This is a genomic window from Nocardioides alpinus (assembly GCF_900112035.1).
GTDB classification, from domain to species: domain Bacteria; phylum Actinomycetota; class Actinomycetes; order Propionibacteriales; family Nocardioidaceae; genus Nocardioides; species Nocardioides alpinus.
Genome location: NZ_FOKC01000003.1, coordinates 35706 through 57869 on the forward strand (window position 1 = coordinate 35706; position 22164 = coordinate 57869).

The following is a 22164-nucleotide window of genomic DNA, read 5'->3' on the forward strand; positions in this document are numbered from 1 at the left end:
TCCTCCGCTTCGCTCCCCCGAACAACGCCGCAGGGACCCCGCATGAGCTTCCTCGACCTCCTGTCCCTCGACTTCATGCAGCGCGCGCTGGTCGCGGCCCTGCTCACCGGGCTCGCGGCGCCCGCGATCGGCACCTTCATCGTCCAGCGCCGGCTGGCGCTCCTCGGCGACGGCATCGGCCACGTCGCCGTGACGGGCGTGGCGCTCGGCCTGCTCACCGGCACCTCCCCCACCTGGACCGCCGTCGTGGTCGCCGTGCTCGGCGCGGTGCTGATGGAGGTGATCCGCGAGCGCGGCCACACCAACGGAGACGTCGCGCTGGCACTGCTCTTCTACGGCGGCCTGGCCGGCGGCGTGCTGATCACCGGCATCGCCGGGCAGGGCGCGGCGACGCTGCAGGCCTACCTCTTCGGCTCGCTCAACAGCATCTCGTTCACCGACGTCGTCTTCACCGCGGTCCTCACCGTGGTGGTCCTCGTCCTCACGCTCGGCCTCTCCCCGCAGCTCTTCGCGGTCTCCAGCGACCAGGACTTCGCCCGTGTGGCGGGGCTGCGGGTCCGTGGCTACAACCTGCTGATCGCGGTGCTGGCCGCCGTGAGCATCACGGTCGCCATGCGCACCGTCGGCCTGCTGCTGGTCTCGGCACTGATGGTGGTGCCGGTCGCGACCTCGCAGCAGCTGGCACGCTCCTTCCGGGCGACGTTCGTCGGGGCGATGCTCGTGGGCTGCGTCGCCTCCGTCGGCGGGCTGCTGCTGAGCGCGGCCCTGTCCTTCCGCGTGGCCGTCGCCCCCGGGCCGACGATCGTGCTGCTCGCGCTGGCCATGTTCACCGCGACCTGGCCCATCGGGGTCTGGATGCGGCGGCGCAGCCGGCTGATGGCACCGTTCCCCGAGGTCACCGCAGCCCCGCACCGCTCCGCCGACGAGCACGTCCACGAGCACGGCAACGACTGCGGACACCCGGCGGTCCCGCACGGCGACCACGTCGACTACGTCCACGACGGCCACCGCCACGCACCCCACGGAGAGCACTATGACGAGCACTGACCACGGCTCGCGGCCGACGGTCCGGCCCACCCGTCAGCGACTGGCGGTCGCAGCGGCCCTCGCCGGCTTCGACGACTTCCGCAGTGCGCAGGAGATCCACGACCTCATCTCCCAGCAGGGCGACTCGGTGGGCCTCGCGACCGTCTACCGCACACTCGCCGCGCTCGCCGACGCCGGCGAGGTCGACATGCTGCGCAACGAGGACGGCGAGGCCATCTGGCGCAGCTGCTCCGACACCCACCACCACCACCTCGTGTGTCGTACGTGCGGGGCGACCGTCGAGGTCGAGGGCCCGGCCGTCGAGCGCTGGACCAACGCGATCGCAGGCGAGCACGGCTACGCCGACATCAGCCACACGCTGGAGATCTTCGGGACCTGCCCGGCCTGTCGCTGACGCGGTCCGACCCGGTTGGGGCGGTGACGGAGCCACACTCGGCGAAAGCCGAATGTGGCTGGACCACCGCTCGGCGGGGCGGGCGGGGGGTCAGGCGTTGGGGAGGGCGCCGCCGTAGCGGCGGTCGCGCCGGGCGTACGTCTCGACCGCGGCCCACAGGTGCCGGCGGTCGACGTCGGGCCAGAGCACGTCGGTGAAGACCATCTCGCTGTAGGCGGCCTGCCACAGCATGAAGTTGGACAGCCGCTGCTCCCCCGACGTGCGCCAGACGAGGTCGGCGTCGGGCAGCTCGGGGACGTAGAGGTGGCGGGCGAAGACCTTGTCGTCGATCTTCTCGGGGTTGAGCCGGCCCGCGGCGACCTCGCGCCCGATCGAGCGGGCGGCGTCGGCGAGCTCGGCGCGACCGCCGTAGTTGACGCACATCGTCAGGGTGAGGACGTCGTTGTCGCGGGTCATCTCCTCGGCGACCTGGAGCTCCTTGATGACCGAGCGCCACAGCCGCGGTGCGCGACCGGCCCAGCGCACGCGTACGCCGAGCTCGTGCATCTCGTCGCGGCGGCGGCGGATCACGTCGCGGTTGAAGCCCATCAGGAAGCGCACCTCGTCGGGCGAGCGTGACCAGTTCTCGGTGGAGAACGCGTAGGCGGAGATGGCCTTCACGCCGACCTCGATCGCGCCCTCGACGACGTCGAAGAGCGACGACTCCCCCTGCTCGTGGCCCTTGGTGCGGGGCAGGCCGCGGTCCTTGGCCCAGCGGCCGTTGCCGTCCATGATGATCGCGACGTGCTGGGGCACGAGGTCGCGGGGGATCGGCGGGGGCGTCGCGCCGGACGGGTGCGGGGTCGGCGGGCGGACGGATCGCTTCACGGTGGAGAGCCTAGTCAGCGCTCGACGTAGGCCATGGAGCGCAGGCCGCGCTCGAGGTGCCAGGCGAGGTAGGCGGAGACGAGGGTGCTGGCCTCGCGCAGGTGACGCGGGTCGGCGGCGTGCACGACCGGCCAGTCACCGACGAGCAGCGCACCCAGCACGAGCACCGTCTGGGCCGCGGGGGTCGCGGATCCGGGCAGCTTGTCCGAGGTGCACAGCACGCCGCCGGCTGACGGGTTGAAGAAGCGGTGGGGTCCCTCGATCCCGCACTGGACGCAGTGGTCGAAGGACGGCGCGTAGCCGGCGACCGAGAGGGATCGCAGGAGGTAGGAGTCGAGGACCTGCTTGGCCCCGTGCTCGCCGCCGGCCAGCACGCGCAGCCCGCCGACGAGGAGGAGGAACTGCTGGACGGCCGGCTCTCCCTCCTCGGTGACGAGCCGGTCGGCGGTCTCCAGCATCACGGTGCCGGCGGTGTAGCGGTCGTAGTCCATGCCGAGGCGGGAGTTGAACGGCTCGAGCGTCTCGGCCTGGGTGATCACGTCGAGGCTGCGGCCCTCGGCGAGCTGCAGGTCGACGTGGGCGAACGGCTCGAGGCGCGAGCCCCAGCGCGACGTCGTACGCCGCACTCCCTTGGCGACCGCGCGCACCTTGCCGCGCTGTCGCGTCAGGAGGGTGATGATGCGGTCGGCCTCGCCCAGCTTGTGGGTGCGCAGCACGACCGCCTCGTCGCGGTAGAGGGGCACGCCTACATCCTCCCCCACACGGCCGCCCCGGGACGGCTGGACGTCAGCGTTTCCGCGTGCGCTTGGCGGTGGCCGTGGCAGGAGCGGCGACGCGCCAGCAGTCGAGGGCGAAGTCGGCGGCCGCCGCCGTGAGGCGGTCGGGGCGGAAACGCCACTCGAGGATCGACGTGGCCCGCTCGAAGCGGACGTTGGGCAGCTCGGCGGCCAGCATGTCGGCGTCCACGAAGGGGTGGATCGGGTCGATCGGGTGGCCGACGAGGAAGACCGGCGCGTGGATGCGGCGGCGCTGGCTCGACGACGGCGCGAGGCGTCCGAAGATCACCCCGTGGAGCACCGACGCGATCGAGTCGGCCCGGTGGTCGACGGTGTCGAGCCCGATGCCGGCCCAGAACGGGACGATCCCGCGGGGCACCGACCGCGAGAGCTTCTGGAGCGTGTTGGCCGTGAACGGCAGGTAGCGCGCCGCCAGCATGATCGGGACGAAGGCCAGGATCCCCGCCACGAGCGCGTGGTTGAGGACCGGCATCTCGACGATGAGGCCCTTGACCCGCTCGGGCGCGATGACCGCGACCTCGAGGGACACGTTGGCGCCCAGCGAGGTGCCGCCGATGACGGCCTGCTCGGCGCCGAGGTGGTCGAGGAGCGCCACGACCTGCTCGCCGAAGGACGTCATCGAGTAGACGAGCGGGTCGGCGGGCTGGTCCGAGCGGCCGTGGCCGAGCAGGTCGAGCGTCACCACGTGCAGGCCCTGGGCGGCCATCGCCCGCGCCAGCGGCTGCTGCATGCGCCGCGGCATGAGCAGGCCGTGCAGCAGCACGACCCACTCGTCACCGGCGCCGTACTCGGTGTACTCGAGCCGGTCGCGCCCACCGTCGGACTCGACGAAGAACTGTCCGATCCGCTCGCTCACCAGCATGTCTGGAACATACCCGTCAGGCGCGGTTCACGGCACTGATCACGGCCTTGAGCGAGGCGGTGACGATGTTGGCGTCGAGCCCGACGCCCCACAGCACCTTCTCGCCCACGGCACACTCGACGTACGCCGCGGCGATGGCGTCGCCGCCGGCCGACAGCGCGTGCTCGGCGTAGTCGAGGACACGTACGTCGTGGCCGAGGCCGGAGATGGCGTCGACGAACGCCGCGATCGGGCCGTTGCCCTCACCCGAGAGCTCCTGCCGCTCGCCGTCGACGTAGACGCCGACGGTGAGCTGGTCCTTCTCCCCCGCGGCACTCGAGGTGTGCACGGAGTCGAGCTCGAGCGGCGTACGACGGTCGAGGTACTCCCCGCGGAAGACCGACCAGATCTCCTCCGGCGTGATCTCGCCGCCCTCCGTGTCGGTGTGCTGCTGGACGACCCGGCTGAACTCGATCTGCGCGCGGCGCGGCAGGTCGAGCTTGTGCTCGGACTTGAGCACGTAGGCGACGCCGCCCTTGCCGGACTGGCTGTTGACCCGGATGACCGCTTCGTAGGTGCGGCCCACGTCCTTGGGGTCGATGGGCAGGTAGGGCGCCTCCCAGTCGATGTCGCGCACGTCGATGCCCTGCTCGGCGGCCCGCTTCTCGAGGTCCTCCAGGCCCTTCTTGATGGCGTCCTGGTGGGAGCCGGAGAAGGCGGTGTAGACGAGGTCGCCGGCGTAGGGGTGGCGCGGGTGGACAGGCAGGTTGGTGCAGTACTCGACCGTCCGGCGCACCTCGTCGATGTCGGAGAAGTCGACCTGGGGGTCGATGCCCTGGCTGAAGAGGTTCATGCCCAGGGTCACCAGGTCGACGTTGCCGGTGCGCTCGCCGTGGCCGAACAGGCAGCCCTCGACGCGGTCGGCACCGGCCATCAGCGCCAGCTCGGTCGCGGCGACGGCGGTGCCGCGATCGTTGTGCGGGTGCAGGCTGATCGCGGAGTGCTCGCGGCGGGTGAGCCCGCGGCCGAAGTACTCGATCTGGTCGGCGTAGGTGTTGGGCGTCGACATCTCGACCGTGGCGGGCAGGTTGAGGATGATCTCGCGACCGGTCTCGGGCTGCCACACGTCGGAGACCGCCTCGCAGACGCTGAGGGCGAAGTCGGTGTCGGACTGGGTGAAGATCTCGGGGCTGTACTGGTAGCCGAAGTCCTGGCTGCCGACGATGCCGCCGAGACGCTCCTCGGCGTACTTCATCACCATCTCGGTGCCGCGGACCGCGATGTTGCGGCACTCGTCGGGGCTGACGTTGAAGACGACGCGCTGGAAGAGTGGCGCGGTCGCGTTGTAGAGGTGGACGGTGGCGCGCGGGGCGCCGACCAGCGAGTCGACGGTGCGCTCGATCAGGTCCTCGCGGGCCTGCGTGAGCACCGAGATCTGTACGTCGTCGGGGATCCGGTCCTCGTCGATGAGCTTGCGCACGAAGTCGAAGTCGGTCTGGCTGGCGCTCGGGAAGCCGACCTCGATCTCCTTGTAGCCCATCTTCACCAGCAGCTCGAACATGGTGAGCTTGCGGGCCGGGGTCATCGGGTCGATCAGCGCCTGGTTGCCGTCGCGCAGGTCGGTGGAGAGCCAGCGCGGAGCCTTCTCGACCTTCTTCGTCGGCCACGTGCGGTCGGGCACGTCGACGGGCGCGAACGGGGTGTAGCGGCCGAACGGCATCGGGCTGGCGCCCTGGGTGTTGGCGGTGTTGCTCAGGTGGGTCATGACTCTTCCTCGGTGTGCTGAAGGGGCGACCGGCACGCGCCGCACTCCGCAACGAGGGGGCCGGGTCTAGGCCTCGTTGCGGCGACGAAGGAGGAGCAGGCTGCGCATCATGACTCCACCAGACTAGCCCCGGGTGCGAGATCTCGCTCCCCGGCTCCCGCGACCTGAGACAGGTCAGGCGCGACCGCGGACGGCGTACGCCACTGCGGTGAGGTCGAACGGCCCGGCACCCAGCCGGTCACGGCACAGGTCCTCGACGCGTTGGCGGTCGCTGGTGTCGAGCGCCGCGAGCTCCTCGCCGATCGGTCCCACGCCCTTGAGGTAGGGCGTCCACCACTCCTCGAAGGTGCCGTGCGTGACCGTGACCGGCATCTCCGCAGCCTCGACGTCGCGGAGCCCGGCGGCCTCGAACATCCGCCGCAGCTCACCGTCGGTGCCGGCCGGGAGCCGCTCCTCGGCGAGCCCGCCCGGGCGGATCACCCCGAACGCCTCCCAGACCGGCCACATCGGGGCCCTCGACCCGGCGAGGTCCCAGACCGTCGCGGCGACCCACCCGCCAGCGCGGGTCACGCGGGCCATCTCGGTGAGTCCGGCCACCGGGTCGGGCATGAAGTGGACGACCAGGCCGGCCGCCGCCAGGTCGAAGGTGTCGTCGTCGAAGGGCAGTGAGTCGGCCGTGCCCTGCCGCACGTCGACGCCCGGGAACCGCGCCCCGCACGCCTCGACGAACGGGGCCGACGGATCGACCGCCGCCACGGCGTCGACGCCGAGACGCTCGACGAGCGCCCCGGTCAGGGCCCCGGGACCACAGCCGACGTCGATCGCGCGCTGCCCGGTGGACGGCGCGAGCAAGGCGGCGAGGTCGGCGGCGAGCGGACGGGAGTAGCGACCCATGAACCGGTCGTACGCCTCGCCTGCCACCTCGAAGGTCACGCCACGTGACGCTACTCGCCCTCGTAGGCTCTGGCCATGCCTCGACTGCTGGTGGTCCACCACTCCCCCACCCCGTCGGTCGTGGCTCTCACCGAGGCGGTGGTCGCGGGCGCCTCGGACGACGCGATCGAGGGCGTCGAGGTCGTGGTCCGCGCGGCGCTCGAGGCCGACGCCGACGACGTGCTGGCAGCGGACGGCTTCCTGCTCGGCACCCCCGCCAACTTCGGCTACATGAGCGGTGCGCTCAAGCACTTCTTCGACACGATCTTCCTGCAGGCGGGCGGCGCGCTCAGCGACGACGGATCGGCTGCCGCAGCCGACGGCGGCCCCAAGCCGTACGGCCTCTACGTCCACGGCCGCTACGACACGACCGGCGCCGTGCGCTCCGTGCAGGCGATCGTCGGTGCGCTGTCGTGGCGCCAGGCCGCCCCGGTGCTCGAGGTGCTGGGTGACGTGGGCGAGGCCGAGCGGGAGTCGGCGTACGACCTGGGCGGGACGCTCGCCGCCCTGGTGATGGGATGACGCGGCTGCGCGCGAGGGCCGCCACCGTGGTCGCGGCGCTCATCCTGACGGGCTGCAGCGCCTCCCCCTCGGAGCCGGCCGACCCGAGTGCCTCGCCCTCGCCGTCCGTCACCGAGACCCCGAGCGAGGCCGTGCCGCCCGACCCCGGGCCGACGCCGAGGGTCGGCGAGTGCCACGCCCTCACCTTCCGCCAGGCCGTCGCCGTCGTCGGGCGCACCGAGGCCGTCGCGTGCCGCAGGAAGCACACCGCGCAGACCTACTTCGTCGGCCGGCTCCGGCTGGAGACCCCGGCCGGCAGCACCCGCCGGGTCGACTCGGACGCGGCGCAGCGGCAGGCGCGTACGACGTGCCAGTCCCGGTTGCCGCGGCACCTGGGCATCACGCCGCGCGAGCTGCGCCTGACCATGGCCCAGGCCGTGTGGTTCACCCCGAGCGCCACCAGGGCCGAGGCGGGTGCCGACTGGTTCCGCTGCGACGTGGTCGCGGTCGCCGGGCCCCGCGCGCTGCTGCCACAACCCCGGCGGACGAAGGGCTGGGGCGACGCACCCGTGCTGGCGATGTGCGCCACCGCCGCCCCCGGCAGCCAGGCCTTCCGACGGGTGTCCTGCGGCGCGCAGCACGCGTGGGCCGCGGTCGCCACCGTGGACATCCCCGGCAGGCGGCTGCCCCCGCAGGCGGCGGTCGCCGACCGCATGGAGGCGCCCTGCGGCGACGTCGCCCGGGCCCGGGCCGACGACCCGCTCGACTTCACCTGGACGCAGGAGATCCCGACCGGGGAGCAGTGGGACGCGGGCCAGCGCTACGGCATCTGCTGGGTGCCCGCCTGACGGGTGCTCAGCTGCGCAGGGGTACGTCGAGGCGCGCGGCCAGCTCGGCGACGCTCGTGCCGAACGTCTCGAGCACCCGTACGCCACCGGGGCCGACCTCGAACACCGCGACCTCCGTGTAGACCCGGTCGACACACCCGACCCCGGTGAGCGGGTAGGTGCACGTCGGCACCAGCTTGGGCGTGCCGTCCTTGGCGAAGAGCGTCATCATCACCAGCACCTGCTTGGCGCCGATGGCGAGGTCCATCGCGCCGCCGACCGCGGGGATCGCGTCGGGGGCGCCGGTGTGCCAGTTGGCGAGGTCGCCGGTCGCGGACACCTGGAAGGCGCCGAGGACACACACGTCGAGGTGCCCGCCGCGCATCATCGCGAACGAGTCGGCGTGGTGGAAGTAGGACGCCCCGGGCAGCTCGGTGACCGGGACCTTGCCGGCGTTGGTGAGGTCGGGGTCGATCGCGTCACCGACGGCCGCCGGCCCCATGCCGAGCATGCCGTTCTCGGTGTGCAGGACGACGCCGGAGTCCGCGGCGAGGTGGTCGGCGACCTGCGTGGGCTGGCCGATCCCGAGGTTGACGAAGGCGCCGGCCGGGATGGCGCGGGCGACCAGCGCGGCCATCTCGTCGCGCGACAGGGGTCCGCGGTCGAGGTGCTCGACCACCGGGCCGGACGTTGGCTCGCTCATACGGTCACCACCCGGTCGACGTAGATGCTCGGGGTGACGACGTGCTCGGGGTCGATCTCACCGACCTCGACCACGGATCCGACCTGCGCGACCACGGTCGTCGCGGCAGTGGCCATCACCGGCCCGAAGTTGCGGGCGGTCTTGCGGTAGACGAGGTTGCCGGCGCGGTCGGCGACGTGGGCGCCGATGAGGGCCACGTCGCCCCGGAGCGGGTACTCGAGGACGTACGTCCGGCCGTCGATCTCGCGCGTCTCCTTGCCCTCGGCGATCGGCGTACCGACCCCGGTGGGGCAGAAGAATGCGCCGATGCCGGCACCGGCGGCGCGCATCCGCTCGGCGAGGTTGCCCTGCGGGACGACCTCGAGCTCGATGTCGCCGGAGCGGTAGAGGCCGTCGAATACCCACGAGTCGGACTGGCGCGGGAACGAGCACACGACCTTGCGCACCCGACCCGCAGCGAGCAGGGCGGCGAGCCCGGTGTCACCGTTGCCGGCGTTGTTGGAGACGACCGTCAGGTCGCTCGCCCCCTGACGGATGAGCGCGTCGATGAGGTCGACCGGCATGCCGGCCATCCCGAAGCCGCCGACCAGGACGGTCGACCCGTCCGCGATGCCGTCCACGGCCTCGTCCGTGGTCTCCACGACGAGCGTCACGAGGGCTCCGTCCGGACGTTCTCGAGGACGACGGCCAGTCCCTGGCCGACGCCGATGCAGATCGCCGCGACGCCCCACCTCTCCCCCGACTCGATGAGCCGCTTGGCCAGCGTGGCCACGACGCGGGCACCCGAGGCGCCGAGCGGGTGGCCGATCGCGATGGCGCCGCCCCGGGCGTTGACGAGGCCGGGATCGGCCAGTCCCTGGTCGAGCCAGGCGTCGACGCACGCGAGCGACTGGACCGCGAAGGCTTCGTTGAGCTCGACCGCGGCGACGTCGGCCCACGTGACGCCGGCACGGCGCAGCGCGATCCCTGCGGCCTCGACGGGTGCGTAGCCGAAGCGCTGCGGCTCGAGGGCGAAGGACCCCCGCCCCGCGATCCGGGCCTGCGGCTCCAGCCCCAGGGTGCCGGCCGCTCCCTCCGAGCCCAGCAGGAGGGCCGCCGCGCCGTCGTTGAGCGGGGAGGCGTTGCCCGGCGTGATGGTGCCGCCGGGGCGGAAGCTGGGCGTGAGGCCGGAGAGCTTCTCGGCGCTGCTGCCGGGGCGGATCCCCTCGTCACGCGCCAGGTCGACGCCGGGGACGGGGACGACCATGTCGTCGTAGAACCCTGCGTCCCAGGCCGCGGCGGCCAGGTGGTGCGACCGTGCGGCGAACTCGTCCTGCCGGGCGCGGCCGATGCCGTGCTTCTCGGCGAGCTGCTCGTTGGCCTCGCCGAGCGAGACCGTCCACTCGGCAGGCATCCGGTCGTTGACCAGCCGCCAGCCCAGCGTCGTGGAGACCGCGGTGACGTTGCCGGCCGGGAAGGCGCGCGACGGCTTGGGCAGCACCCACGGCGCTCGCGTCATCGACTCGACACCGCCCGCGACCACGATCTCGGCGTCGCCGGTCTCGATGGCGCGCGAGGCCATCATGGTCGCGTCGAGGCTCGACCCGCACAGCCGGTTGACGGTCGTGGCAGGCACGCTGACCGGCAGCCCGGCGAGCAGCACAGCCATCCGCCCGACGTTGCGGTTGTCCTCGCCGGCGCCGTTGGCGTTGCCCCACACCACCTCGTCCACCGCGGCGCGGTCGAGGCCGGGCGCCCGGTCGAGCACGCCGGTCAGGGCGACCGCAGCCAGGTCGTCGGGGCGTACGTCGGCCAGCGCGCCGCCGAACCGGCCGAACGGCGTGCGGGCGGCGGCGTAGAGGTAGGACTCGGTCATGCGTCGGGTGCCTCTTTCTCGGCGGGTTCCTCGGACAGGACCTCCCGGGCGATCCGGAAGGCCGTGTTGGCGTCGGGGACGCCGCAGTAGATCGCGGTCTGGAGCAGCAGCTCCTTGATCTCCTCGACGGTGACGCCGTTGGTGCGCGCGGCCCGCAGGTGCATCGCGAGCTCCTCGTGGTGCCCGCGCGCGACCAGCGCGGTCAGGGTGATGAGCGAGCGGCTGCGGCGGTCGAGGCCGGTGCGGGTCCAGATGCTGCCCCAGGCGTAGCGGGTGATCAGCTCCTGGAAGTCGCGGTCGAGGTCGGTCGTGGCGGCGGTGGCCCGGTCGACGTGCGCGTCGCCCAGCACCTCGCGGCGTACGACCATGCCGGCGGCGTGGACCTCGTCGAGCGTCCGGCTGCCATCGCCGTCCGGATCGCCGACCAGGTGCCGGCGGACCAGCCGGGCGACCTCCTCCGGAGCCTCGGCGGGCGCGAGGTGGGCCACGCCGTCGAGCTCGACGAAGCGCCCGTGTCGTACGCCGTCCGCGACTTCGCGCAGCTTGTCCGGCGGCGTCGCCACGTCGACGGAGCCCGCGACGGCCAGCACCGGAGCGCTGATCTCGCCGAGGCGGTCGCGGACGTCGAAGCCGGCGAGGGCGGCGCACACCTGGGCGTAGCCGGTGTCGTCGACCTCCTGCAGCGCGTGCAGGAGCGCCGAGCCACGGGAAGGCTCGCGGTCCAGGAAGCCGGGGCCGAACCAGCGCTGCGCGGAGGCGGTCACCAGTGCGGGCGTGCCGGCGGAGCCCACGAGGTCGATCCGCTCGGTCCACGACTCCGCGGTGCCGATCTGGGCGCCGGTGCACAGCAGCACGGCACCCGAGACACGGCTCGGCGCGTCGAGGAGGAGCTGGAGGCCGACCGCGCCACCGACGGAGTCGCCGGCGTAGCCGAAGGTGCCACCGACGTCGCCGCGCTCGGCGAGGACCTCGTCGACGGTCGTCAGCACGCCGACTGCGAGGTCGGCCATCGACCACGGCTCCTCGGGCACGGACCGGTTGCGGCCGTGGCCGGGGAGGTCCCACGCGACGACGTCGAAGTGGTCGGCGAGGTGGGTCGCGGCATCGCCCCAGAGCGTCGCGGCGGACGTGCCGAGCGAGGGACCGAGGACGAGCAGCGGCAGCGCGTCGCGGTCCTCGACAGGGGTCAGGCGCAGGGCGGTGACGACGGGGATCATGGGGTCCTCCAGTGGCGTTGGGCGCGCAGGACGACGACATCGACGATCGCGCCCGCCTGCCCGTCGTACGACGGGAGCGGGGGGCGGCCGGTCAGCGTCGTCATCGAGCGCTGCTCGGCGTGGACCGCGTCGTGGGAAGCCGCCAGGGTCGCGGCCATCCGGTCGGCGTGGACCTCGAGACCGCTGATGAGCTCCTCGCACTGGCCGGCCGCTGTCAGGGTCCGGCGTACGAGGTCGCGCAGGGTCGCCCACTCGACGTGCCAGCCACCATCGGCACGGTCGTCGACCTGTGAGGCGGCGGCGACGTGCAGGGTCGCGGCGAGCTGGGGCGTGGTCAGCGCGGCACGGCGGACCTGCACGGACAGGACCGGGTTGGCCTTGCCGGGCATGGTCGACGAGCCCCCGGGCATGCCCTCGGCGAGCTCGGCGATCTCTGGGCGCGACATGACGAGGACGTCGTTGGCGATCCGGGCGAGCGCGTCGGTCGTGGTGACGAGAGCGTCGCCGAGGCGGGTGACGGGCGTGCGGACGGTGTGCCACGGGACCGGTTCGAGGTCGACCTCGAGGCCGAGCTCGACCATCGCGGCGCGGGTGCCGGCGGCGCCACCGAGCTGGTCGGGGAACCTCAGCGCTGCGAGCTGCTCGTCAGCGTCGACGACGGCGGCGAGCCACTGCGCGACGCGGAGCCCGAAGGTCGTGGGGACGGCGTGCTGGGTGAGGGTGCGGGCGACCATCGGGGTGTCGCGGTGGGCCGTCGCGCGCGCGGTGAGCGCGCCGCCGAGCCGGGACACGTCGGCGCGCAGGTCGTCGACGGCGTCCTCCGCCATCCGCATGAGGGCCGAGTCGAGCACGTCCTGGCTGGTGAGCCCGCGGTGGAGCCACCGGGCCGCGTCACCGGTGAGCCCGTCGCGGAGCATCTCGACGAGTCCGATCACCGGGTTGCCGCCCCCCTCGGACTCGTTGGCCAGCCGCTCGAGGTGGCGCCGGCTGACGAGGGACTGCAGGTCGGCCGGCTGTCCGAGCCGCGCGAGCCAGTCCTCCTCGACGGCGACGAGCGCCCGGACGAAGGCCTCCTGGCCGAAGTGGTCGCCTGCCCGCTCGTCGCCGGGCCAGAAGAGGTCGGGCCAGTGGAGGTCGCTCACGTGGTCAGTCTCGCCGATGGTCGAGGAAGACGGTCTCGCCGTCGCCCTGGAGCCGGATGTCGAAGACGAACCCGTGCTCGTCGGCGGTGGCGACGAGCGTCGCGCGCCGGGCTTCCTCGACGGACGCGAGCAGCGGGTCGGCGCCCAGCGCGGCGTCGTCGCCCGGGACGTAGGCCCGGGTGAGGAGCCGGTCGAGCAGGCCACGTGCGAACACGGTGACGGCGACGTACGGCGCTGCGCCGGGCGTGGTGGCGCCCGGGGTCAGCGTGGTGAAGGTGTAGCGGCCCGAGCGGTCGGTCGGCGCGCGTCCCCATCCGGTGAAGGTGAAGCCGTCCCGGTGCAACGAGCCTGGTGCTCGTACGACGCTGCCGTCCGGCGCGGCCTGCCAGATCTCCACCAGGGCGTCCGGCACCGGGTCGCCGGCGCCGTCGAGCACCCGACCGGTGAAGCGGATCGCACCGGGGTGGCCGTGCGGGACCAGCTCTGCCCCGCCGTCGTGGACGAGGGCGAAGGCGAAGAACGGGCCGACCGTCTGGCCGGGCGTCGGGACCAGCGTCATGACTCGTCCTCCTCGAGCGGGGTGCGGTGGGTGCCGGTGAGGACGATGTCCCATCGGTAGCCCGTCGCCCACTCGTGCTCGGTGACGTCGTGGTCGTAGGCCGCGACCAGCCGCTCGCGGGCCGACCGGTCGACGATCGCCTGGAAGATCGGGTCGAGGGCGAACAGCGGGTCGCCCGGGAAGTACATCTGGGTGACCATGCGCTGGGTGAACTCGGAGCCGAAGAGCGAGAAGTGGATGTGGGCCGGGCGCCAGGCGTTGCGGTGGTTGCGCCACGGGTAGGGGCCGGGCTTGATCGTGGTGAAGGAGTAGGTGCCGTCGGCATCGGTGAGGCAGCGGCCGACGCCCGTGAAGTGCGGGTCGATGGCGGCCGGGTGCTGGTCGCGCTTGTGGACGTAGCGCCCGCCTGCGTTGGCCTGCCAGATCTCCACCAGCTGGTGGCGCACCGGGCGCCCGTCACCGTCGAGGACCCGGCCGGTCACCTTCATCCGCTCGCCGATCGGCTCCCCGTCGTGCTGGAGGGTGAGGTCGGCCTCGAGGGGATCGATGTCGCGCTCGCCGAAGACCGGGCTCCACAGCTCGATGCCCTCCGGGTCGGCGTGGTGCAGGTCCTTGGTGGGGTGGCGCAGCAGGCTGCTGCGGTAGGGCGGGTAGTCGAGCCGGGTCTGCGTCTCGACGGTCGCGGACGCGTCGTACGCCTCGGTGAGGGCGGTCATCTCCGCACTCACCTGCGCCTGCGTCTGCTCCGCGTGGGTCTGGGTCACGAGACGGAGGCTACGACGCCGGCGCCCGGCCGAGACCTCCGAGACTTCCACTGGACGGAAAGGTCTCGTCGGTCCGCGTCGTGACCACTGTCACGGTGGGACGACTCGGCATCTCGGCACGCCCTCTCTCGGTCAGGAGCGCACGCATGTCCCTCGGCACCACATCCGCCCCCTCCACCTCCACGTCCCGGTCCCCCCACTGGCCCGTCGTCCTGTGCTGGCTGGCGGTCGCGCTCGACGGTTTCGACCTCGTCGTCATCGGGGCGGTGATCCCGACCCTCATCGAGAGCGGCGACCTCGGCTTCACGGCCTCGTCCGCGACGACGGCGGCCACCATGTGCCTGGTGGGCGTCGGCATCGGTGCCGTCGCGATCGGTCCGCTCACCGACCGCTTCGGTCGCCGCCGCAGCCTGATCGGGTGCGTCACCTGGTTCTCGCTGCTCACCCTCGCGGTGCCACTGGCGCAGGACGTCACCCAGTTCACCGTGCTGCGGTTCCTGGCCGGGCTCGGCCTCGGCGCCTGCCTGCCGACCGCCCTGGCCTTCATGAGCGAGCAAGCGACCAGCGAGCGCCGCTCGTCGGCAGTGACCCGCACCATGACCGGCTACCACGTCGGTGCGGTGCTCACCGCGCTCCTCGCGCTGTGGCTGGTCGAGGACCACGGGTGGGAGTCGATGTTCGTGGTCGGCGGCGTCGCCGGACTGCTGACCGTCCCGCTCCTGTGGGCGCGGCTGCCGGAGTCGGAGGCGTACGTCCGTGCCGTGGAGGCGCGCGGCACCGGCGAGGCTCCGGTCTCGCGCAGCAGCGAGGTCGTCCGCGGCCGCTACCTCAGGGTGAGCCTCGGCCTGTGGGTCGCGTCGTTCTGCGGCCTGCTGCTGGTCTACGGGCTCAACACGTGGCTGCCGACGATCATGGGCGAGGCCGGCTACTCCATCGAGGGCGGGATCGGGCTGCTCCTCGTCCCAACGTGGGGGCTGTCCTCGGCCTCATGCTGGCGGGACGCATCGCCGACTCGCGTGGCAACAAGCCGACGGTGCTGGTGTGGTTCGGCCTGGCGGCGGCCTTCCTCGCCCTGCTGTCCATCAAGCTGGAGAGCACCGCCCTCGTCTACGCCGCGGTGCTCCTCGCCGGCATCTTCGTCTTCAGCGCCCAGGTGCTGGTCTACGCCTTCGTCGGCCACCTCTACCCGCCGGAGATCCGGGGCACTGCCCTCGGCATGGCTGCCGGCGTCGGTCGGGTGGGCGCCATCGTCGGTCCGTCCCTGGGTGGCGCCCTCGTCACGGCCGGCATCGCGTACCCCTGGGGCTTCTACGCCTTCGCGGTCGCGGCCCTGGTCGCGGTCGCCGCGCTCGCCACGGTCCCGGCGACGATGGAGGACACCCCTTCCGCCTAGTGGAAGGATGCAGCCCATGGCCGGCAACTCCGCGTCGCCCGGCGCCTCGGTCACCAGCCGGGCGCTGGCGCTGGTGGGCGCCTTCGACGAGGAGCACCGTCGGCTCACCCTCACCGAGCTCGCCGAGCGCGCCGACCTGCCGGTGCCCACGGCGCACCGGCTGGTGGCCGAGCTCGTCGAGTGGGGGGCACTGACCCGCACCGGCTCGGGCGACTACGTGATCGGCCGCCGGCTCTGGGACATCGGCCTGCTCGCTCCCCTGCAGGCCGGACTGGTGGAGCTGGCCTCGCCCTACCTCCACGACCTCTACGGCGCGACCCGCTCCACGGTCCACCTCGCGGTGCGCGACGACGCCGAGGTGCTCTACCTCGACCGGCTGCGTGGGAGCGCCTCGGTCCCGGTGGTGAGCACGATCGGGTCCCGGCTGCCGATGCACGCGACCGGGGTGGGCAAGGTGCTGCTCGCCCACGCCCCGCTCGAGGTGCAGCAGCGGGTGCTGGCCGAACTGCCGCGCATCACGGCCTACACCGTCACCCAGCCCGGACGGCTGCGGAGACAGCTCGCCCAGGCGCTGCGCGACGACCACGCCACCACGACCGAGGAGATGAGCCTGGGCGCGTGCTCGGTCGCCGTGCCCGTACGCCGCGGCGGCGAGGTCGTGGCGGCGCTCGGACTGGTCGTGCCGTCGCTCAAGCGCGACCGCGCACGCCTCGTCGCCGCCCTGCAGGTGGCGGCTCGCGGCGTGGGGCGCGCCCTCGACGCCGCGCGCTCGACCTGAGGTTCCGTCCAGCGGAAAGCGGCTCTCGCCGGGCCGTCGTACCGCCCCGTTGACTGGGGCCATGGACGAGGTGCGCACGCAGGTCGCGATCATCGGCGCCGGCCCTGCCGGCATGTTGCTGTCGCACCTCCTCGCGGCCGAGGGCGTCGAGTCGGTGGTGGTCGAGACGCGCACCGAGGACTACGTCGCCTCACGGATCCGCGCAGGCATCCTTGAGCAGTCGTCCGTCGACCTCCTGCACGCCGCGGGGCTGGGCGAGCGGCTGGCGCGTGAGGGCGACCAGCACCGCGGCATCCACCTGCAGTGGCCCGAGGAGCGCCACCACCTCGACTTCGTCGACCTCACCGGTCGGTCAGTGTGGGTCTACGGCCAGACCGAGGTGCAGAAGGACCTCGTCGCGGCGCGCACGGCCGGCGGCCAGGAGGTGCACTACGGGGTCTCGGGGACGGCGCTCCACGACCTCGAGTCGGACTCCCCCTCCGTCACCTTCACGTCCGCGGACGGCGCGCCGACCCGCGTCACCGCCTCGGTCGTCGTCGGCTGCGACGGGTCCTTCGGGCCGTCGCGGGCCTCGGTCCCGGACACGATCCGCCAGACCTGGGAGAAGGTCTACCCGTACTCGTGGCTCGGCATCCTGGCCGACGTCGCACCGTCGACCGACGAGCTGATCTATGCGTGGCACCCCGACGGCTTCGCGATGCACTCGATGCGGTCGGAGACGGTGTCCCGGCTCTACCTCCAGGTCCCCAACGGCACCGACCTCGACGACTGGTCCGACGACCGGATCTGGTCCTCGCTGGCCACGCGCCTCGGGCACGGGCAGGACGGCTGGACCCTCACGCCGGGGCCGATCACCGAACGCAGCGTGCTGCCGATGCGCTCGTTCGTGCAGACCCCGATGCGGCACGGCCGCATGTTCCTGGCCGGCGACGCCGCCCACATCGTGCCGCCCACCGGCGCGAAGGGGCTCAACCTCGCCGTCGCCGACGTGGGCCTGCTCGCGCCGGCGCTCGTCGACCTGGTCCGCAACGACGACTCCCGCCTCGCCGACGCCTACTCCGACACCGCGCTGCGCCGGGTGTGGCGCTGCACCCACTTCTCGTGGTGGATGACGACGATGCTGCACACCAGCGGCGACGAGTTCGACCAGCAGCTCCAGCTCTCGCAGCTGCGGTGGGTCGCCACCAGCGAGGCCGGGGCCACCGGGCTCGCGGAGAACTACGCCGGCCTCCCGATCGGGTTCTGAGACGTCCACCGCTCCTGGTCCACGGGAGGGGCGTCGACCGAGGTCTGCGGCATGATCTGCCCATGACGGAGGACCAGCCGACGAGGAGTGCCCTGCGCACCGACGTACGACGCCTGCCCGAGAAGCAGGTGCACGACGTCGTGAGCCTGCACGCGATCCTCGACGACGCCCTGCAGGCGTCGGTCGGCATCCAGGTCGACGGACAGCCCTACGTCCTGCCGATGGCATGCGCCCGCGACGGCGACGCCCTGCTGCTGCACGGCTCGACCGGTAGCCGGCTGATGCGCGCGGTCGCAGCTGGAGCGCCGGTGTGCGTCAGCGTCACCCACCTCGACGGACTCGTCTATGCCAGGTCCGCCTTCGAGTCGAGCATGCGATACCGCAGCGCGAGCGTCCTGGGTGTTGCTTCCGAGGTGCCGGCCGACGAGCGGCTCCGTGCACTGGAGGTGCTCACCGAGCACCTGCTGCCCGGCCGTTGGGCAGAGCTCCGCGCGCCGCTGGCCAAGGAGGTGGCCGCGACGATGGTGCTGCGCCTCCCCCTCGACGAGTGGTCGGTCAAGGTCAGCACGGGCTTCTCCGAGGACCCCGCAGAGGACCTCGACCAGCCCGTGTGGGCTGGCGTCGTCCCGCTCGAGGTGGTCCGCGGCGCTCCCCTCGACGCGCCCGACCTCGGCCCGGGTCGCCCCGTCCCCGCGTACGTCGTCGAGCGGTCCTCAGGCGTCGGCGAGCGCTTCCTCCCCGGCGTCCCGGGGCATCAGGAGACCTGAGAGGACCAGGGCCAGCGCGACCACCGCGGTGCACACGAACACCGCGTGGATCGCGGGTGCGAGCACGCCGGCCGACAGGTGCTCGAGGTCCAGGGGCTTTCCCTGCGAAGCGCCACTGGCAACCCGGCTGTTGACGATCGCACCGAAGGCCGCGACGCCCACTGCACTGCCCATCGACCTGGCGAACATGTTGGTGCTCGTCGCCACACCGCGGTGCTCCCAGCCGACGCTCGACTGGGCCACGATCACGCCGGGGCTGGCGACGTACCCGAACCCGATGCCCATGACGAAGCACGGCAGGGCCAGCTGCCACAGGGCGCTGTCGGCGCCCACCGGCAGCAGCAGCGCCGCTCCGGCGATCACGAACACCGCGCCCATCAGCACCGTGCGACGGAAGCCGATCGTGAGGTAGAAGCGGCCACTGGTCGACGCGGCGATCGGCCACCCGATGGTCATGGACGCCAGCGCCAGGCCGGCGACGAGGGCACCGTGGCCGAGCACGGCCTGCGCGTAGAGGGGGACGTACGACGTCAGCCCCAACATCAGCACGCCCACGACGAACGCGCCTGAGTTCGCCGCGTTCAGGACGCGGCGGCGGAAGATCCACAGCGGGAGCACGGGTTCGGGCGTACGCGCCTCGACTGCCACGAAGGCCGCGAGCAGGGCCACCGAGGCCGCCAGGATCGCGATGCTGGGGGCCGAACTCCAGTCCCAGCGCACCCCGCCCTCCAGGAGTCCGAGCAGCAGCAGGGAGCCTCCCGCCGCCAGCAGCACGGCACCGGCGTAGTCGATGGCGTGCTTGCGCGGCTCGACGTTCTCGTCGAAGCGACGCCACAGCACCCACGCGGCCGCCACGCCGAGGGGGAGGTTGACGAAGAAGATCCATCGCCAGGACAGGTAGTCGGCGAAGATCCCGCCCAGCGTCGGACCGACCACCGAGGCGAGGGCCCAGACGCTGGCGATGTAGCCCTGCACCTTGGCACGCTCCTCGAGCGAGTAGATGTCACCGACGATCGTCATGCCCATCGGCTGCACGGCGCCGGCGCCCAGGCCCTGGACCAGCCGGAAGACGATGAGCGCCGGCATGCTCCAGGCGATGCCGCACAGCAGGGACCCCAGCACGAACAGTCCGATGCCGAGCAGCATCACCGGCTTGCGTCCGTAGAGGTCGGCGACCTTGCCGTAGATCGGGACGGACACGGCCTGGGCCAGCAGGTAGATCGAGAACAGCCAGGGGAAGGACGTGAACCCGCCGAGGTCGTCGACCACCGCCGGGACCGCGGTGGCCAGGATCGTCGCGTCGATCGCGACCAGGCCGATGCTGAGCATGACGGCGAGCAGGAGCGGCCCGCGCTCGCTGCGGAGGCCGACGCTCGCTCGGGTGATCTCGGGGGCGCTCACCATGCCTCCAACCGACGAGGGACGCGGAGTGTTCCCCTCCTCACCCTCATGGTGCGTCGGGTCAGGCGACGAAGTGGACGCCGGAGAAGCGCGATCGCCACGCTGTGACCCGCGCAGCCAAGTCGTCGTGGTCGACGTCCACAGACAGACCCTCGGCGATGAGGCCGGCGAGCTCGTCCATGTCGTCGGCCTGCATGCCCAGCCTGACCAGCTCGGGCGTGCCGACGCGCAACCCGTTCATGTCGCCGTCGACGGCCTCGACCGGGAGCCCGATGCCGGACGTCAGCAGGTTGGCCCGACGCAGGAGCTTCGCCGCGCTCTGGCCACCGCCCCACCGGCGCGCCTCGAGGGCGAGCTGGTGGGACTCGGTCGCGCCGCGTCCGGCCCGGAAGACGGGCAGTCCCCGCTCCAGCAGTCCGGCCGCCAGCGCAGCAGCGGTCTCCACCATCGTCTCGGCGTAGTCCCTGCCGGTGGCCTTCCAGTCGAGCATGGTCACGGCCAGGGCGGCGGCCTTGCCGGCATCGAAGTTGGCAGTCAGGCCGGGATAGGCGATGGAGTCGAGACGCTGGGCGATCTCCGGCTCGTTCGTGACGATCAGGCCTCCGGGCGGGCCGCCGAGGCTCTTGTAGGTGCTCATCGTCATCAGGTGCGCGCCCTCCTCGAGGGGGTTGGGCCAGGCTCCGCCGGCGATCAGGCCGCACAGGTGGGCGGCGTCGAAGAGCAGCACGGCTCCGACCTCGTCGGCGACCTCCCGCAGCGCGGCGACCGGGTGGGGGTAGAGGTTCATGCTCGCGCCGATGGTGATCATGCGGGGTCGGTGCTCGAGCGCGAGGTCGCGCAGGCCCGCCACGTCGACGGTGAAGCGGTCGGCGTCGACCGGCGCGGCGATGGTGCGCAACCGGTACATCCCGGCCGACCCGCCGGCGTGGTGGGTGACGTGGCCACCGATGCTCGCGGGCGGCGCGATGATCGTGTCGCCCGGCTCGCAGGTCGCCATGAAGGCGTAGAGGTTGGCGATGGCACCCGACGGCACGCGGATCTCGGCGTGGCGTGCTCCGAACACCTCCGCGGCGAGCTCGGCCGACATGACCTCGATCTGCTCGATGGCCTCCAGCCCCATCTCGTACTTGTCCCCGGGGTGGCCCAGTGACGCCCTCGACCCGAGCCCGGCGGACAACATCGCCTCGGCACGCGGGTTCATGATGTTCGTCGCCGGGTTGAGGTTGACGCAGTCGCGGTCGTGGATCTGCCGGTTGGCCTCCACCAGGCGGTCCAGCTCGGCCAGTGCGGCGGGGCCTGTGCGTTCCGCAGCCGCTGTCGCCAGTGCGTGGACGTAGTCCCTGCTGTGGTCAGGAAGCCAGGACTGCTGCGCGAGGGCTGTCATGGGTCCATGATCGACGGCACCGACCAGTAAGGACCAGCGCCCATACGACGCCTGCACCCGTTAGCGTTGCTACATGATCGACCTCACGCGTCTCGTGTTCCTCCGCGCCGTCCACCGCCGCGGCTCGGTGGCTGCCGCGGCGCGCGAGCTCGGCTACACGTCCTCCGCCGTGAGCCAGCAGATCGGCAAGCTGCAGCGCGAGGCAGGCGTGCGTCTGCTCGAGCCCGTCGGGCGCGGTGTCGTCCTCACCGACGCCGCGCTGGTCCTCGTCGACGCGGCGGTGTCCGTCGAGGCAGCACGGGACGTCGCGCTGGGGCGCCTCGAGGAGCTGGCGGGCGGACTCACCGGGACGCTGAGCCTCGCGTGCTTCCCCTCCGCGATCCGCGGGGTCGCAGCACCCGCACTGGGCGCGCTGGCCAAGGCCGCCCCGGGCCTGCGCGTCCGGCTGAGGGAGCTGGCGCCGGAGCTGGGGCTCGACGCGGTGACGAGCGGGTACGCCGACGTGGCGGTCGTCCACGACTGGGTCGACGACCGCACCACGCTCGCAGCCGGACTGGTGGCCGTGCACCTCGCCGACGACCCGGTCGACCTGGTCGTCCCCGCGACCCACCGCCTCGCAGGACGCCGGACGGTGGCGCTCGCCGAGACCGTGGACGACGTGTGGGTCACCGATGTCTCCGACAGCATCTGCACCCGCTGGATCCTCGACATGCTCCGTGCAGCGACCGAGCAGCCCCGCGTGGACTTCAGAGCAGAGGAGTACGCCTCCCAGGTCGCGCTGGTCTCTGCCGGGCTCTGCGTGGCGGTGCTGCCCCGGCTGGGCCGTCCTGCCCTGCCCGACACCGTCCGGGTCATCCCGCTGCAGGGGTCGGTGCCGACGCGCCGCTTCATTGCCGTGCACCGCGCGGCCACGTCGCGTCGACCTGCGATCAGGCGCCTCGTCGAGGCGCTGGGCGAGCAGGCGGCGCGAGCTGCGTGACGGG

General features: G+C 72.6%; 23 protein-coding genes and 1 pseudogene. 10 read left to right on the top strand and 14 right to left on the bottom strand.

What is annotated here, in order from left to right:
* The first annotated feature begins 42 nt into the window (after positions 1 to 42).
* Together BM127_RS07920 and BM127_RS07925 are read left to right on the top strand one after the other, a co-directional pair.
* Positions 43 to 1047 carry a metal ABC transporter permease gene (locus BM127_RS07920; RefSeq protein WP_091197056.1) on the top strand — a complete coding sequence of 335 codons (1005 nt, stop codon included), beginning with the start codon at positions 43 to 45 and terminating at the stop codon, positions 1045 to 1047.
* Positions 1034 to 1441: a Fur family transcriptional regulator gene (locus BM127_RS07925; protein WP_091197059.1), complete on the top strand. Its 408-nt coding sequence runs from the start codon at positions 1034 to 1036 to the stop codon at positions 1439 to 1441. The genes BM127_RS07920 and BM127_RS07925 overlap by 14 nt, the downstream gene beginning before the upstream one ends.
* A gap of 90 nt (positions 1442 to 1531) precedes the next feature.
* Here the strand turns inward: BM127_RS07925 and BM127_RS07930 are convergent, their stop codons facing one another.
* From BM127_RS07930 to BM127_RS07950, 5 genes are all read right to left on the bottom strand, one after another.
* Complete coding sequence (locus tag BM127_RS07930; RefSeq protein WP_372476627.1) at positions 1532 to 2326, bottom strand: isoprenyl transferase; 795 nt, start codon at positions 2324 to 2326, stop codon at positions 1532 to 1534.
* Positions 2323 to 3051: a DNA repair protein RecO gene (gene recO, locus BM127_RS07935; RefSeq protein ID WP_091197063.1), complete on the bottom strand. Its 729-nt coding sequence runs from the start codon at positions 3049 to 3051 to the stop codon at positions 2323 to 2325. Before recO ends, BM127_RS07930 begins: the two co-directional genes overlap by 4 nt.
* 43 nt (positions 3052 to 3094) lie before the next feature.
* Positions 3095 to 3967 carry an alpha/beta fold hydrolase gene (locus BM127_RS07940; RefSeq protein ID WP_091197065.1) on the bottom strand — a complete coding sequence of 291 codons (873 nt, stop codon included), beginning with the start codon at positions 3965 to 3967 and terminating at the stop codon, positions 3095 to 3097.
* Positions 3968 to 3983: 16 nt separating this feature from the next.
* The gene (leuA, locus tag BM127_RS07945; protein WP_091197068.1) at positions 3984 to 5711 is read right to left on the bottom strand and encodes a 2-isopropylmalate synthase; all 1728 of its coding nucleotides are present in this window, start codon (positions 5709 to 5711) and stop codon (positions 3984 to 3986) included.
* A 174-nt stretch (positions 5712 to 5885) separates the two neighbouring features.
* Positions 5886 to 6644: a class I SAM-dependent methyltransferase gene (locus BM127_RS07950; RefSeq protein ID WP_091197071.1), complete on the bottom strand. Its 759-nt coding sequence runs from the start codon at positions 6642 to 6644 to the stop codon at positions 5886 to 5888.
* A 36-nt stretch (positions 6645 to 6680) separates the two neighbouring features.
* Between BM127_RS07950 and BM127_RS07955 the strand changes: the two genes are divergently transcribed.
* A complete protein-coding gene (locus tag BM127_RS07955; RefSeq protein ID WP_091197073.1) occupies positions 6681 to 7166 on the top strand; it encodes an NAD(P)H-dependent oxidoreductase in 486 nt (161 codons plus the stop codon).
* The gene (locus BM127_RS07960) at positions 7163 to 7993 is read left to right on the top strand and encodes a septum formation family protein (protein ID WP_091197076.1); all 831 of its coding nucleotides are present in this window, start codon (positions 7163 to 7165) and stop codon (positions 7991 to 7993) included. The genes BM127_RS07955 and BM127_RS07960 overlap by 4 nt, the downstream gene beginning before the upstream one ends.
* A 7-nt stretch (positions 7994 to 8000) precedes the next feature.
* Here BM127_RS07960 and BM127_RS07965 read toward each other — a convergent pair whose 3' ends face one another.
* The 7 genes from BM127_RS07965 to pcaH are packed head-to-tail and all read right to left on the bottom strand — an operon-like array spanning position 8001 to position 14212.
* Positions 8001 to 8675 (bottom strand): 3-oxoacid CoA-transferase subunit B, encoded by a 675-nt coding sequence (locus BM127_RS07965; protein WP_091197079.1) that lies wholly within the window; start codon positions 8673 to 8675, stop codon positions 8001 to 8003.
* Positions 8672 to 9328: a 3-oxoacid CoA-transferase subunit A gene (locus tag BM127_RS07970; RefSeq protein ID WP_091197083.1), complete on the bottom strand. Its 657-nt coding sequence runs from the start codon at positions 9326 to 9328 to the stop codon at positions 8672 to 8674. Before BM127_RS07970 ends, BM127_RS07965 begins: the two co-directional genes overlap by 4 nt.
* Entirely contained in the window at positions 9325 to 10530 is a 1206-nt protein-coding gene (locus BM127_RS07975) for a thiolase family protein (RefSeq protein WP_091197086.1), read from the bottom strand. The genes BM127_RS07970 and BM127_RS07975 overlap by 4 nt, the downstream gene beginning before the upstream one ends.
* Positions 10527 to 11747, bottom strand: a complete 1221-nt coding sequence (pcaDC, locus tag BM127_RS23200) for a bifunctional 3-oxoadipate enol-lactonase/4-carboxymuconolactone decarboxylase PcaDC (RefSeq protein WP_091197089.1) — start codon at positions 11745 to 11747, stop codon at positions 10527 to 10529. Before pcaDC ends, BM127_RS07975 begins: the two co-directional genes overlap by 4 nt.
* Entirely contained in the window at positions 11744 to 12889 is a 1146-nt protein-coding gene (locus tag BM127_RS07985; RefSeq protein ID WP_091197092.1) for a lyase family protein, read from the bottom strand. The genes pcaDC and BM127_RS07985 overlap by 4 nt, the downstream gene beginning before the upstream one ends.
* Before the next feature lie 4 nt (positions 12890 to 12893).
* Positions 12894 to 13448 carry a protocatechuate 3,4-dioxygenase subunit alpha gene (gene pcaG, locus BM127_RS07990; RefSeq protein WP_091197094.1) on the bottom strand — a complete coding sequence of 185 codons (555 nt, stop codon included), beginning with the start codon at positions 13446 to 13448 and terminating at the stop codon, positions 12894 to 12896.
* Complete coding sequence (gene pcaH, locus BM127_RS07995; RefSeq protein WP_231263326.1) at positions 13445 to 14212, bottom strand: protocatechuate 3,4-dioxygenase subunit beta; 768 nt, start codon at positions 14210 to 14212, stop codon at positions 13445 to 13447. The genes pcaG and pcaH overlap by 4 nt, the downstream gene beginning before the upstream one ends.
* 146 nt (positions 14213 to 14358) lie before the next feature.
* On the opposite strand from pcaH, the pseudogene BM127_RS23145 reads away from it, so the two are divergent.
* The 5 genes and pseudogenes from BM127_RS23145 to BM127_RS08015 all read left to right on the top strand — a co-directional run.
* Positions 14359 to 15105, top strand: a pseudogene (locus tag BM127_RS23145) (MFS transporter); the annotation flags it as partial.
* Positions 15106 to 15179: 74 nt separating this feature from the next.
* Positions 15180 to 15605, top strand: coding sequence for an MFS transporter (locus BM127_RS22775; protein WP_231263327.1), 426 nt, complete (start codon positions 15180 to 15182; stop codon positions 15603 to 15605).
* A gap of 16 nt (positions 15606 to 15621) precedes the next feature.
* Positions 15622 to 16383, top strand: a complete 762-nt coding sequence (locus BM127_RS22780; RefSeq protein WP_091197096.1) for an IclR family transcriptional regulator — start codon at positions 15622 to 15624, stop codon at positions 16381 to 16383.
* Positions 16384 to 16444: 61 nt separating this feature from the next.
* The gene (locus BM127_RS08010; protein WP_198554268.1) at positions 16445 to 17629 is read left to right on the top strand and encodes a 4-hydroxybenzoate 3-monooxygenase; all 1185 of its coding nucleotides are present in this window, start codon (positions 16445 to 16447) and stop codon (positions 17627 to 17629) included.
* Between the two features lie 62 nt (positions 17630 to 17691).
* Positions 17692 to 18396, top strand: a complete 705-nt coding sequence (locus tag BM127_RS08015) for a pyridoxamine 5'-phosphate oxidase family protein (protein ID WP_091197099.1) — start codon at positions 17692 to 17694, stop codon at positions 18394 to 18396.
* Here BM127_RS08015 and BM127_RS08020 read toward each other — a convergent pair.
* Together BM127_RS08020 and BM127_RS08025 are read right to left on the bottom strand one after the other, a co-directional pair.
* A complete protein-coding gene (locus BM127_RS08020; protein ID WP_091197102.1) occupies positions 18343 to 19800 on the bottom strand; it encodes an MDR family MFS transporter in 1458 nt (485 codons plus the stop codon). The genes BM127_RS08015 and BM127_RS08020 overlap by 54 nt on opposite strands.
* 58 nt (positions 19801 to 19858) lie before the next feature.
* On the bottom strand, positions 19859 to 21181 hold the full coding sequence (locus tag BM127_RS08025; RefSeq protein WP_091197104.1) for a serine hydroxymethyltransferase: 1323 nt from the start codon (positions 21179 to 21181) through the stop codon (positions 19859 to 19861).
* Positions 21182 to 21254: 73 nt separating this feature from the next.
* On the opposite strand from BM127_RS08025, the gene BM127_RS08030 reads away from it, so the two are divergent.
* Positions 21255 to 22160: a LysR family transcriptional regulator gene (locus BM127_RS08030; RefSeq protein ID WP_091197108.1), complete on the top strand. Its 906-nt coding sequence runs from the start codon at positions 21255 to 21257 to the stop codon at positions 22158 to 22160.
* Positions 22161 to 22164 lie beyond the last annotated feature (4 nt).